Consider the following 12,254-nt stretch of genomic DNA (forward strand, 5'->3'; position numbering starts at 1 on the left):
CGGCAGGGGCCTGCGAAGTGGAGTAAAATGCTTGGCCAGAAAGTAAAAAGGAGCCACAACCGAAGTTGTGACTCCCACATTTTGCGCTGATTCTGTTGTTATTATTGTTTGTGTTGTTTTCTGCCTTGTCGCTGCAATCATCAGTTGCAGCAGCACTGCATTGGCTCGTGAAATTATTGTTCTTCTTTCTTGTTGTTATTGTTTGAGCCTTTTACGCCGCTGTTTTTGTTGTTTGCTGGCGTGGGATTCATAGTGCCCGTCCACCCCTGCCAATGCAACACGCCTAAATTGTGTTTTAAATCATGGCCTTGCAGTTATTTTATAAAAACACCCTTAGAATTTGCCTGAGCAGGGTAACGCTTGTGTTACTTTCCTGTGTAGAGCGGTAACACTTGAGGCGCTTTTGGGTTATTCCGGGTCCTGTTCCCGGTTTTGGTGTCCCGAATTAACGTTTTTGCGTTTGACTCTAATGACGCGCGGATTGGATTTCCGGGTCAATGGCAAACGGAGTTCCGTTCTTATTCAACGGCGTGCACTGGCCTTTTTGCGGGGTATGCCCAGTCGCTGGCGCCGCTCCCAAAGGCTTTTGCGGCTGATCCCCAGCTTTTGCGCCAGTTCGGTCTCGGTCATGCTGTCCTGGTTTTCCATCACGAATCGGGTGAAATAATCTTCCAGTGACAAATCTTCGCTGGGGTCCAGGCTGGCCCGGCTGACCCGCTGGGGGGTGCGGTTGGGGTTCAGCCCCAGCTGGGCCGGGCCGATGCCGTCTTCTTCAGTGAGGATAATCGCCCGCTCAATCACGTTATCCAGTTCACGCACGTTGCCGGGCCAGCTATAGCTGCGCATGGCCTGAAGGGCTTCCGGGGTGAAGTGCAGGTCTGGGCGGTTGAGCTTTTCGCAGCCCCGGGCCAGCAGGGCATTGGCCAGGGGCTCCAGGTCTTCCTGTCGGCTGTTGAGCGGGGGCAGGGTCAGTTCCATGACGTTAAGGCGGTAGTAGAGATCCTGTCGGAAGCTGCCGTCGGCGACCCGGCCGGGCAGGTCCAGCTGGCTGCTGGCCAGAATGCGCACGTCTACCCGGCGGGGAGACAGGGAGCCCTGGCGGTGAATTTCGTGGTGGGTCAGCAGGGTTAGCAGACGGCTTTGTACTTCGCCGGCCAGCTCGCCAACTTCATCCAGAAACAGGGTGCCGCCGTCGGCTTCCTCAATGCGGCCGGGCTGGTCGTCATCACCGAACAGTTCCGTGAGTTGCAGTGCCTTGGGGAGCGCCGCGCATTGTACGGAGACCAGCGGACCGTTGGTGCGCTCGCTGTGTTCATGCAGGGCGCGGGCGGTGAGCTCCTTGCCGGTGCCGGCTTCGCCCATGATCAACACCGGGGTGTTGGTTGGTCCCACCCGGCTGATGCGGTGTTTCAGCTCTTCCATGGCCTCGCTGTTACCGATCATGTTGCGAACCGGAAAGCTGCGTTCCAGGTCTCGGCGCAGGGCCCGGTTGCCCCGATTCAGGCGGCCTTCTTTCAATACCCGGTCCACGGCGAGCAACATTTCGTCGTGGTCGAAAGGTTTGGGAATGTAATCCACGGCGCCCTGGCGCATGGCGTCCACGGCGGAGCGCAGGCTGGCATAGCTGGTCATGATCAGCACCGGTGTATTGCCGGCGGTGGCGATGAGGCTGGTGCCGGGGGCGCCGGGCAGACGCAAGTCGCTGATGATCAGGTCGAACTGATTGAGGCTGTATTCGCGGGCCTGTTCCACGGATTCCGCTTCTTCAACCGAGTGTTCGTGGCGCACCAGCAGTTTGCGCAGGGCGCCGCGAATAACCGGCTCATCTTCAACAATCAGAATGTGACTCATGAATGACTTGATCCTGTCCTGTCTTGCAGTGGCGCCTTACACACCGGAGGTGGGGGCGTGCATGGGAAGCCGAATAATAAACCGGGTGCCGCCCTGGTCGGTGATCGGGCTTTCTACCCGAATCGCCCCCAAGTGTTCTTCGATAATACTGTAAACCAGCGCCAACCCAAGGCCTGTTCCCCGGCCCGGTGGCTTACTGGTGACGAAGGGTTCGAACAGGGCGTCGCGCAGTTCATTCGGGATGCCGTGTCCCTGGTCTTCCACAATCACATCGAGCATTTCGTCGACGGATTCGCAGCGAACAATCACTGGCTGTTTGTCGACGCTGGCATCGGCGGCATTGCCCAGCAAGTTAATGAAAACCTGCAGCAAGCGTTGCGGGTCGCCCTGTACCCAGTGTTGTGGCTCGCATTGGTTGCCGAAAGGCTGCTGGCGGTGGTCCGGGTCGAGCAGCAACAGGGAGATGGCTTCGTCAACGGTATCACGAATATTCACCGGCACGTGCTGGCTATGTTTGATGCCGCCGGAGTGGCTGAAGGTAACCAGTGATTCCACGATGCGGGTGATGCGCCGCGTCTGCTCAAGGATCTGCTGGCTGGATTCCAGTTGTTCTTCCGCATCGGTTTCACTGTCCAGGTTTTGCGCCAGGCAGGCAATGGCGGTCACCGGGTTGCCAATTTCGTGAGCAACTCCGGCGGCCAGCCGGCCGATGGAGGCAAGCCGTTCGTTGTGTGCCAGGTGGGCTTCCATGTGGCGTAGCTCGGTAATGTCTTCGATCACCACGACCTGACCGCCTGCCTGTTCCGATGTGCCAGTACCCAGCACTTCAGATTTATGCAGGCTGAGCCAGCGGGTTTGCTGGTCCACGTCCAGCGACTGTTGCGGCTGGTGAGGGTTGTCGTCGTGGCTGAACTGGGTCAGGAATTGTCCCCATGGTGGGTCCAGGTCCGCGAGCCGGGAGCCGATGGTGTCGGCGGCGGTGATGCCGGTCAGCTCTTCCATGGCCCGGTTCCAGCCAATGATTTCCCGGTCTGCGCCCAGGGAAATAACGCCCATGGGCAGTTCCAGCAAGGTCTGGCGGTGGAAGCGCCGCAGGCCATCCAGTTCTGCGGCCAGCCCGGAGAGTCGGTCACGGTATTGTTCCAGCCGCGACTCGATAAACTGGATGTCTTCGCTGGAGCTTTGTTCTTCTTCGGGCAAGTAAGGCAGATGATCGTCCATCAACTGGTGCGAGACCGAGGGGCCAAGGAGGCCGGACAGGTTGGTTTCCAGCTGGTCACGCAAACGCCGCAGAGCATAGGGTCGGGTTTCGGTTCGCGGAAGGCGCAAATCACGCAACGCCATTTCCACTTCCCGGGTGGCAGTGATGGGCCCCAGGGGCTGAGTCAGTGCATCAATGAAATCGTCCACGCTTTTGGCTTCCAGTTCCCAGCGGTAAGGGCGGCGCAAGCTGTCCACCGCGCAGGCTTCCGCGGCGTTCTGTTCGGCCCGGGACATGGGCGTAACAATGGAAACGATGGCGTAGATCAGAGTGTTGGCCGTGACCGAGGCAATGGCCACGTGGTGCCATTGGCTGGCGCCGGTCTGAAAGCGCATGCCCAGCAATTCCATCAACCCCTGGAATTGCCATTGCGGGTAGGTGATCGGCAGTAGCAGTAGCAGTAGCCACAGCAGGAAGCCCACGACCAGACCGGCGAACAGGCCGTTGCGGTTGCCGGAGGGCCAGAACAGGGCGCCAATCAGGCCGGGAACAAATTGCAGTGTGGCCACGAACGAGAGTACGCCCAGCTCTACCAGGGTGTGCTCGGTGCCGGTGAAACGGTAGAACAGATAGGCCAGAGCGAGGATCGCGGCGATCAGAATGCGCCGGGTCCAGAGCAGATTGCGGTACAGGTTCTGGCCCTGATGCAGTGGGCTGGCTGGCAGGACCAGGTGGTTCAGGCACATGCCGGACAGGGCCAGAGTGGCCACAATCAGCATGCCGCTGGCGCCGGCCAGGCCGGCGATATAACCGAGGATGGCGCCGTGTCCGCCGGTGACCATACCAATGCCCAGCGCATAGTAGTCCGGCGAGGTGGGGGCGTTGCTGGCGGCGGCGGCCCACAGTATCACCGGCACGCACAGTGCCATGACCAGGAACATCAGCGGCAGCGCCCAGCTGGCAGTGATCAGGGCGCGGGGGTTCAGGTTTTCGGTGAACGCCATGTAGAACATGTGTGGCAGCACCACGGCGGAGACGAAAAACGCCATGATCATGGAATGCCAGGTGCCATCCTGCAGTGGGTAGTACAGCCGTGACAGCATTTCCGGGTGCTCGTCCAGCCAGTTGCCCAGACTTTCCGGGCCATCAAACACGCCATACAGGCCCAGCAGGGCCACCGCGCCGAAGGCCAGCAATTTGATCAGTGATTCCATGGCGATGGCCACCACCAGCCCTTCGTGCTTTTCCCGGGCGGTGGCGTGGCGGGCGCCGAACAGGATGGCGAAGATTACCATCATCAGGCAGAAGCCGGCGGCCAGGTCGCGAGGGTCGGAGGTGCCGCTGAGAATCTGGATGGATTCCGCCACCGCTTTCAATTGCAGTGCCAGCAACGGCAGCACGCCGATGAGCATGATGATGGTGGTCATGGCCCCGGCCAGGCGACTGCGGTAGCGGAACGCAAACAGATCGGCCAGTGAGCTTAACTGGTAGGTGGTGGTGAGCCGAAGTATCGGCGCAAGCAGAATTGGCGCGAGCAGAAAGACGCCGGAGATGCCAAGAAAATAGGACAGGAAGTTATAGCCGTACTGGTAGGCATAACCCACCGAGCCGTACACCGCCCAGGCACTGGCATAGACGCCCAGAGAGAAAACATAAACGGCCGGGTGACGTACCCAGCGCGCCGGCAACCAGCCGCGCTCGGTAATCCAGGCCACCATGAATAAAAAGAACAGGTAGCCACAGGCAATCAGGATGAGGTCGCTGACACTATAGACCATCGACATCCTTGCTCTTGGCAATCCAGTAGCTCAGCGCGATCAGGCCCAGCCAGATCAGGTAGGGGCGATACCAGGCGCGGCCGCCTTCGCTCCACCAGTCAATAATGGCCGGGGACAGCAAGTAGGTGCCGAGAATAAAAATAATAAGCAGGCGATCAGTATACATAGGTGGTTAAGGCCCTCTGGTCGAAGAGCATACGTCAGCACCGATTCACTGTAAAAGCGCGGCCAGACGCGGGGGCTGTCATTGCGGTCATAAGCGTGGCAGGCGGGGGGAACCCCCCGAGCCACTCTACGTGAGGATTGCCGGTAACGGTTGTGTCTGCCCGGGTGGCCAGCGGTGTTCGCTGTAATGACTAATGCCCCAGTTCAGCAGCTCAGTGACCGGCGCGCCTGACAGTGCCTCGGGCACGGTTAAGCCCATACCGAGGAACGCTGCACCCAGCAGGTGGCTGGCCTGGTCCGGGGCGAGCGCATCGCTGCCGGCGGATTTTGATAGCTTGGTGGCGCGGCCATCCAGGATGACCGGCAGGTGAGCGTAGCGGGGTGCAGGGCGGCCCAGGCATTCCAGCAGCCAGCACTGGCGCAAGGTGGAATCGAGCAGGTCGGCACCGCGCAGCACATGGGTAATGTTGTCGTCCGCATCGTCCAGAGCGCAGGCAAGCTGGTAGCCGAACAGGCCGTCGCGGCGACGAATCACGAAGGCACCGCCATCGCGGTGGAGGTTATTGCAGACTTGCCCTTGAATGCCGTCCGGGTAACAAAGCTGACGGTCTGGTACATGCAGGCGAATGGCGGTGTCAGAGGCGGCGGGAACGGCCGCGTCGATGCCCGGGTGACAGTGGTCCAGGATGGCCAGTTGTTTGCGGGTCATGCGGCAATGAAAGGCGTGGCCAGTATCGAGCAATTGTGTCATTGCCGCCTGGTAGGCTTCGCTGCGCTGGCTCTGGTAGCGCACGGTTTCGTCCCAGTGCAGCCCGAAGGCTTCCAGTTGCATCAGGATATGATCAGCGGCACCGGGGGCTTCCCGGGGCGGGTCCAGGTCATCAATGCGAACCAGCCACTGCCCCCCTTGATGACGGGCCTCCAGCCAACTGGCCAGGGCCGCCACCAACGAGCCGAAGTGCAACGGGCCAGAGGGGGTGGGAGCGAAACGTCCTCGATAGGTCATAAGGCAATTAATAGTGAATAGTTAATAATTAATAGCTGCGCGAGAGGTTGTGCTGGGTGCTGAAACGCAGGAAGCCGCGCAATAAGCATTGGCGCGGCCCCCTTGGTTGGCAGAATCAACAGCCCGCGACCGCGAGCTGTTAACTCTTCATTATTAATTATTAACGGCCTTTACCCTGCCAGCTGCTTTTCCTTGATTTCAGCGAGCTCTTTGCAGTCGATGCACATTTCCGCGGTAGGGCGGGCTTCCAGGCGGCGGATGCCGATTTCTACGCCGCAGGCTTCGCAGAAGCCGTAATCGTCCTTGCCCACCAGATCGAGGGTTTTCTCGATTTTCTTGAGCAGTTTGCGCTCACGGTCGCGGGTGCGCAGTTCCAGAGCGAATTCTTCTTCCTGGGTGGCGCGGTCTGCCGGGTCGGGCAGGTTGGCCTGCTCGTCCTGCAGGTGGTGCATGGTGCGGTCCGCTTCTTCCATCAGTTCCTGGCGCCAGGCCAGCAGGATATTGCGGAAGTGTTCGCGTTGCTTTTCGTTCATGTATTCCTCGTCAGGACCGGGCTGGTAAGGCGTGAAGCCATGAACCTGGGCCTGTGATGCGGAGGAACTGGTGCTTTTCTTTTTCACTTTCGGATTTACCTGAGCAGAAGAGGGGGAACGGCTCGGCGAAGTCCTTTTGCCGGCAGTTGCAGTCCGTGCAGAACCTGCGGTTGCTTTCGCTGCGGCCGCACGGGCCGCTGCGGTGGCCTTGCCTGAGGCCGGTAATTTGGTTCTTGGGGCTGCTGCGGCCTTTTTGGCGGCGGCTTTTTTCGCAGCAGTCTTGGGTGCTGGCTTGGACTGCGGCTTGCTGGCCGCAGTTTTAGCAGGCGCCTTTGGTGCAGCGGCTTTCTTGGCGGCCACTTTCTTGGGGGGTGTTGCCTTGGGCGTAGCGGTTGTCTTGCTGGCCGTTTTGCTGGCTGCAGGCTTCTTCGCTACCGCCTTTTTGGGCGCTGCTTTTTTAGGTGCAACTTTCGTTGCAGGTTTGGCAGCGGCCTTTTTAACCGGGGCTTTCTTCGCGGTGGTTTTGGCGGCAGTGGCCTTCTTTGCCGGTGCTTTCTTGATTGCCGCTTTCTTGGCGACAGCCTTCTTGGCAGGTGCCTTTTGGGTGGCGGCTTTTGCGGCCGGCTTGGCCGGGGTCTTTTTGGCGGCGGGCTTCTTCGCTACGGCCTTCTTGGCAGCTGGTGCGGCCTTTTTAGCTGCGGTTTTTTTGGGCGCAGCCTTTGCTGATGCCGACGCTTTCTTGCTGCTGGAAGCAGAACCGGAGGTTTGTTTTTTAGCCGCCTTCTTGGGGGCTTTTTTCTTGCCGGTGGCCATGTTGATTAACTCCCTTAGCATCTTCGCGACTCTCTATCGGTAACCCGCAATCCTTGGGTGCCGGGCTGATATCGTCAGACCCGGGCATAATGTAATCTTCGACCTTACCCCGTCTGGGCAAGGGTTGTCACCAATCAGCGGGGCGCTGGACATTTTCTGACCACTGCTGGTGAAAATCTGGCCGATTATAGCCATGCAGGCGCAACAGAAAAGGGGAATCTTGTGACAGGCCGCCTTTTCCTCTGTTTTGCCCTGCTGTGTGGGCCCGGCACGAGGTAGCAGATGAAGGAGCGCGGTTGTTATACCGTAAGTCACGCATTTTCGAGGGAGCATGATCATGACAGTCAGTCTGTCCGACTTCGCCCGACGCATTCCGCCGTTTCATGTGATGGCGTTACTGGAGCGTGCCCAAGCCTTGTCTGCTCAAGGTCACGATGTGATTCACCTGGAGGTGGGCGAGCCGGATTTTGATACTCCCGAACCCGTGCTTGCGGCCATTCAGGATGCGGTAACGCACGGTCATACCGGCTATACGCCGGCGGCGGGTTTGCCCGCCCTGCGCGAAGCCATCGCCGAGGATTACCAGAATCGCTTTGACGCCCAGGTCAGCCCTGCTCAGGTGGTAGTAACGCCTGGAGCCTCCGGGGCCTTGCAGCTGGCGCTGGCGGCGCTGCTCAATCCCGGCGACGGCGTGTTGATCACCGATCCCGGCTATCCTTGTAACCGGCAGTTCGTGCGGTTGGTCGGCGGCGAGCCACAACCGGTAGCGCTGCAGGCGGATGCCCATTTCAATGTGGACCCGGTGGTGTTTCTGGATGCCTGGCAAAGCAATACCCGGGTGGCCATGGTCGCGAGCCCGGACAACCCCACCGGCAATATGCTGTCGGTAGAGGCCTTGCAGCAGCTGGCCCGCGGCGCCGTAGACAAGGGCGGCATCCTGCTGGTGGACGAGATCTATCAGGGGCTGTGTTACACCCAGCCCGCCACATCGGTGCTGGCGGGTCCGGCCCCGGTGCTGGTGATCAACAGTTTCAGCAAGTATTTCTGCATGACCGGTTGGCGGTTGGGCTGGCTGGTGGCACCCGAGCCGCTGGTGCCTGCCATCGAGCGGCTGGCCCAGAATTTGTTTCTGGCGCCATCCACTCCGGCGCAGCATGGGGCGTTGGCAGCGCTGCAAGAGCCGACACTGACGATTCTGGAGCAGCGCCATCAGTTGCTGGCGCGGCGGCGCCAGTGTTTGCTCAACGGCCTGGCGCACCTGAAGCTGCCGGTAGTCTCCCGGGCGGATGGGGCTTTTTATGTCTACGCGGATGTGAGTGATTACACCGACGACAGTTTTGCCTTTTGTGCCGACCTGCTGGAAAAGGCCAAGGTTGCCATGACGCCGGGATTGGATTTTGGTGAAGGCCACGATCACCGGCGCTTTGTACGCATGGCCTATACCTGCAGTGAGGCGCGCTTGACCGATGCGTTGCACCGCCTGGAACACTATCTGGAGTCCCTGTGATCTTTGATCCCCCACTGGAAGCGGTGACGCTATTGCGTCGCTACAAGCGGTTCATGGCGGATGTGGTCCGCGCCGATGGCAGCGAGATTACCGTGCATTGCCCGAATACCGGGTCCATGAAAAATTGCGTGCTGGGCGAGCCGCAGCAGGCGCTGATTTCCGACAGCGGCAACCCCAAACGCAAATACCGCCACACTCTGGAAGCCTTGCAGGTGGCCTATGGCCATTGGGCCGGAGTCAATACCGCGCGGCCCAATGCGTTGGTGGAAGAAGCGGTGCGGGCTGGGCAGATTCCTGCGCTGGATCCGGCCAGTGGCGTGGAGCGGGAGGTGAAATACGGGGACAGTCGCTTTGACCTGGCACTGGGCGAGCGGGCCGACCCACATACCTTTATTGAAGTGAAAAACGTCACCCTGGGTCCCGGCCCGGAGGATGAGGACGACGGCGTTATCGCCTTTCCGGATTCGGTCACTGAGCGGGGGCAGAAGCATTTGCAGACGTTGATGGCGGTGGTCGCGTCGGGAAAGCGCGCGGTGCTGTTCTTTTGCGTTCAACACAGCGGCGCCACCGCCGCGCGCCCGGCGGACGAAATCGATGTGCGCTATGGGTTGTTGTTGCGCGAGGCGATAGAGAAGGGAGTGGAGGTGCTGGCCTGGAAGGTGGCGTTATCCGCCGAGGGTTTCGAACTGGAAAAACCCTTGCCGATTGCGTTGTAGGAGTTCCTCTCGAGGGACGAACCACGCGTTAGCGTGGAAAACGCCTGTAGGTACAGCAGCGTCGTTGCTGTGAACCGGGGCGCCTCCAGAGTGATCGAGCGGGCACCCCTGCCTCGCCTTTTCCCTCGCCTGGGCTCGGGGTCGTCCCTCAAGAGGAACTCCTACAGCAGCGGCTTTAGAAAACACGGAGCCAGCCCTGTCGCGCCGCGAGCGACGCTCCTGCAGAAAAGCGTTTTCCTCTACAGAGGGGCCTGCAAACTGCGCAGCTGCTGTTGCAATAAGGTCACCTGGTTGCCCCAGTAATGCATGGATTCGAACCACGGGAAGGCGGGGGGAAAGGCCGGGTCGTCCCAGCGTTTGGCCAGCCAGGCGTCGTAGTTGATGATGCGCCGCAGGCGTAGCGGCTCGATCAGGCTGGTCTGGTTCCAGGGAAATGGCAGGAAGGTGTCGTAGCCGCGGGCAAGCACTCTTAGTTGGTGCTGCTGTTCGTCGTGTTCACCGGACAGCAGCATCCAGATGTCTTGCATGGCCGGTGCGCGCAGGCTGTCGTCCAGGTCCACGAAGTGGGGGCTGTTGTCGCGCCACAGGATATTGCCGGTGTGGCAATCGCCGTGCACGTTTAATAAGGGAAATTCGCTCTGGCCCAGTTGCTGCTCCACTTTTTCCAGTATCTGGCCGGTCACATCCCGATATTGCCCCCGGTAGTTCAGGTCCACCACATCGTTGGCGAGAAAGGTGCTGGCGGTGCGGATGTCGTCGACGATCTGCAGGGTCGGGCGCGTCTGATAGGGGCGGTCGCTGCCACAGGTGTGCCAGCGGGCCAGGGTGCGCCCCAGTTGCTCCAGATGATTGTCGTTGGCCAGCTCCGGGGCGTGGCCACCGGCGCGGCGAAACACGGCGAAAGCAAAGTCGTCGCAATGGAACAGGCTGGTGGCGTTCTTTTCGATGGGGGCGACCACCGGCAGGTCCCGGTCCGCCAGAAACAGGCTGAAAGCATGTTCTTCGAGGATTTGTTCATCGCTCCAGCGGTGCGGGCGGTAGAACTTCACGATCACCGGCGGGCCGTCTTCCTGGCCCACCTGATACACCCGGTTCTCAAAACTGTTCAGCTGCAGCAGCCGGCCATCGCTGAGAAAGCCGGCGGCATCGACGGCATCCAGCATGTAGTCCGGGGTCAGTAAATCAAAGGGGTGGCTGCTTTCTGTATTCATGCGGGTTGGGGAACCTCGCCGAGCCAGACTTCCTCGCCGCGTACTTCCAGCGGTACGGGAATCAGCTTGTCGCCGCTGCAGGGGCCGGACAGGCAATGGCCGGTCTCCACTTCGAACAGGGCGCCGTGGTTGGCGCACATGATGAACTGGCTGTCGCCGTCCATGAATTCATCGGGCATGAAGTTCAGTTCGATGCCCAGGTGTGGGCACCAGTTGATATAGGCGTGAATCTGCCCATCGAACTTGGCGACGACAATCGGCTGGCCGTCTTTCTGAAATTCCCGTGCACTCTCGTGCTCGATGTCGTTCACGTTGCAGATGTGTTCCATGGTCTTGGTGTTTCCGTGATGCTGTGTCGTCGGGAAGAAAGGTCCGTCCTGCGGTTATTCGCCCAGAATGGCGTTGCGAAGTTCCTGGTGAACCTCTGCCGCGAGGCGCGGGCCAAATTCGCTGACCAGCCGCGCGGCGGCGGCGGAGGCGAGTTTGCCGGCAGCGGCAAAGTCGTGGCCGTGGGTAATGGCATACAGGAAGGCGCCTGCAAACATGTCGCCGGCACCGTTACTGTCGATGGCTTTCACCGGGACCGGGTCGATGCGGTGCGTCTGTTCACCATCCCAGACCAGGGCGCCGTCCGCCCCGAGAGTAATGACGGCGGAGCCGCAGCGGGGCTTGAGCGCTTCCAGGGCGGCGTCCACGTTGTCGGTGTCGGTGAAGCTGGTGGCTTCGGCTTCGTTGCAGAACAGCAGGTCCACACGCTCGCCGAGCATTTCATTCAGGCCGTCTTTGAAAAACTGCACCATGGCGGGGTCGGAGAAGGTCAGCGAGGTTTTCACGCCGTTCTTTTCGGCCAGCTGGCGGAGTTTGATGGCGGCGGCCCGAGAGCTGTCGCCGCTGACCAGATAGCCTTCCAGATACACGTACTGGCTGGCGGCGATGGCGGCTTCGTCCAGTTCCGCATCGGAGACCTGGCTGGAGATGCCCAGGTAGGTGTTCATGGTGCGCTCGGCATCCGGGGTCAGCATGACCAGGCATTTGCCTGAAACACCTGCATCCCGCGGGCCGTTCATGTTGGTATCCACGCCGGCGGCGGTCAGGTCGTCGACGAAAATGGTGCCGGTGGCGTCGTCGGCCACTTTGCAGGCGTAGTAACTGTTGCCGCCGAAGTAACGGGTGGCGACTACCGTGTTGCAGGCGGAGCCGCCGCTGGTCTGTTTGCGGGGCTCGGCTTCGTTGGCCAGCGCTTCGATCAATTCTGCCTGACGGGCTTCATCCACCAGTGTCATCAGGCCCTTGCCTACTTCCATGCGCTGCAAAAAGGCGTCGCTGACCTCGATTTCCGTGTCTACCAGGGCATTACCGAGGGCGTAAACGTCATATTTCTTTGTCATGGAAGCTCCGAGGCGAATTGCAGGGGCGGCTATTATGGGCTGCCGGGCGCTGCATGCAAAATTTGTACGCCAGTGGCGGGAGGGC

10 protein-coding genes are annotated in these 12,254 nt (G+C 60.4%); 2 read left to right on the forward strand and 8 right to left on the reverse strand.

Going from position 1 to position 12,254, the window contains the following annotated elements; all coding sequences use genetic code 11:
• Positions 1–522: 522 nt before the first annotated feature.
• The 5 genes from CL546_RS13145 to dksA form a co-directional block, all read right to left on the reverse strand.
• Entirely contained in the window at positions 523–1,851 is a 1,329-nt protein-coding gene (locus CL546_RS13145) for a sigma-54-dependent transcriptional regulator (RefSeq protein WP_290495719.1), read from the reverse strand.
• 36 nt (positions 1,852–1,887) lie between these two features.
• Complete coding sequence (locus tag CL546_RS13150; protein WP_290495761.1) at positions 1,888–4,830, reverse strand: sensor histidine kinase; 2,943 nt, start codon at positions 4,828–4,830, stop codon at positions 1,888–1,890.
• A complete protein-coding gene (locus tag CL546_RS13155; protein ID WP_007149317.1) occupies positions 4,820–4,996 on the reverse strand; it encodes a hypothetical protein in 177 nt (58 codons plus the stop codon). Before CL546_RS13155 ends, CL546_RS13150 begins: the two co-directional genes overlap by 11 nt.
• Before the next feature lie 126 nt (positions 4,997–5,122).
• Positions 5,123–6,001: a tRNA glutamyl-Q(34) synthetase GluQRS gene (gene gluQRS, locus CL546_RS13160; RefSeq protein WP_290495721.1), complete on the reverse strand. Its 879-nt coding sequence runs from the start codon at positions 5,999–6,001 to the stop codon at positions 5,123–5,125.
• A 170-nt stretch (positions 6,002–6,171) separates the two neighbouring features.
• Positions 6,172–6,534: an RNA polymerase-binding protein DksA gene (gene dksA, locus CL546_RS13165; RefSeq protein WP_230457880.1), complete on the reverse strand. Its 363-nt coding sequence runs from the start codon at positions 6,532–6,534 to the stop codon at positions 6,172–6,174.
• 1,150 nt (positions 6,535–7,684) lie between these two features.
• Between dksA and CL546_RS13170 the strand changes: the two genes are divergently transcribed.
• A complete protein-coding gene (locus tag CL546_RS13170; protein WP_290495724.1) occupies positions 7,685–8,854 on the forward strand; it encodes an aminotransferase class I/II-fold pyridoxal phosphate-dependent enzyme in 1,170 nt (389 codons plus the stop codon).
• Positions 8,851–9,570 carry a DNA/RNA nuclease SfsA gene (gene sfsA / locus CL546_RS13175; RefSeq protein WP_290495726.1) on the forward strand — a complete coding sequence of 240 codons (720 nt, stop codon included), beginning with the start codon at positions 8,851–8,853 and terminating at the stop codon, positions 9,568–9,570. The genes CL546_RS13170 and sfsA overlap by 4 nt, the downstream gene beginning before the upstream one ends.
• A gap of 239 nt (positions 9,571–9,809) precedes the next feature.
• Here sfsA and CL546_RS13180 read toward each other — a convergent pair whose 3' ends face one another.
• The 3 genes from CL546_RS13180 to CL546_RS13190 are packed head-to-tail and all read right to left on the reverse strand — an operon-like array spanning position 9,810 to position 12,169.
• Entirely contained in the window at positions 9,810–10,781 is a 972-nt protein-coding gene (locus CL546_RS13180) for a serine/threonine protein kinase (RefSeq protein ID WP_290495727.1), read from the reverse strand.
• The gene (locus CL546_RS13185) at positions 10,778–11,110 is read right to left on the reverse strand and encodes a Rieske (2Fe-2S) protein (RefSeq protein ID WP_290495728.1); all 333 of its coding nucleotides are present in this window, start codon (positions 11,108–11,110) and stop codon (positions 10,778–10,780) included. Before CL546_RS13185 ends, CL546_RS13180 begins: the two co-directional genes overlap by 4 nt.
• 54 nt (positions 11,111–11,164) lie before the next feature.
• Entirely contained in the window at positions 11,165–12,169 is a 1,005-nt protein-coding gene (locus tag CL546_RS13190; protein WP_290495730.1) for an adenosine kinase, read from the reverse strand.
• Positions 12,170–12,254: the final 85 nt, after the last annotated feature.

Origin of the sequence: Alcanivorax sp. (assembly GCF_002726155.1) — a bacterium.
Taxonomy (GTDB): domain Bacteria; phylum Pseudomonadota; class Gammaproteobacteria; order Pseudomonadales; family Alcanivoracaceae; genus Alcanivorax.

What these genes read in the sequence shown, in the direction of transcription:
- CL546_RS13145 (WP_290495719.1), bottom strand. Translation starts at nt 1,851, where the DNA reads ATGAGTCACATTCTGATTGTTGAAGATGAGCCGGTTATTCGCGGCGCC.
- CL546_RS13150 (WP_290495761.1), bottom strand. Translation starts at nt 4,830, where the DNA reads ATGGTCTATAGTGTCAGCGACCTCATCCTGATTGCCTGTGGCTACCTG.
- CL546_RS13155 (WP_007149317.1), bottom strand. Translation starts at nt 4,996, where the DNA reads ATGTATACTGATCGCCTGCTTATTATTTTTATTCTCGGCACCTACTTG.
- gluQRS (WP_290495721.1), bottom strand. Translation starts at nt 6,001, where the DNA reads ATGACCTATCGAGGACGTTTCGCTCCCACCCCCTCTGGCCCGTTGCAC.
- dksA (WP_230457880.1), bottom strand. Translation starts at nt 6,534, where the DNA reads ATGAACGAAAAGCAACGCGAACACTTCCGCAATATCCTGCTGGCCTGG.
- CL546_RS13170 (WP_290495724.1), top strand. Translation starts at nt 7,685, where the DNA reads ATGACAGTCAGTCTGTCCGACTTCGCCCGACGCATTCCGCCGTTTCAT.
- CL546_RS13180 (WP_290495727.1), bottom strand. Translation starts at nt 10,781, where the DNA reads ATGAATACAGAAAGCAGCCACCCCTTTGATTTACTGACCCCGGACTAC.
- CL546_RS13185 (WP_290495728.1), bottom strand. Translation starts at nt 11,110, where the DNA reads ATGGAACACATCTGCAACGTGAACGACATCGAGCACGAGAGTGCACGG.
- CL546_RS13190 (WP_290495730.1), bottom strand. Translation starts at nt 12,169, where the DNA reads ATGACAAAGAAATATGACGTTTACGCCCTCGGTAATGCCCTGGTAGAC.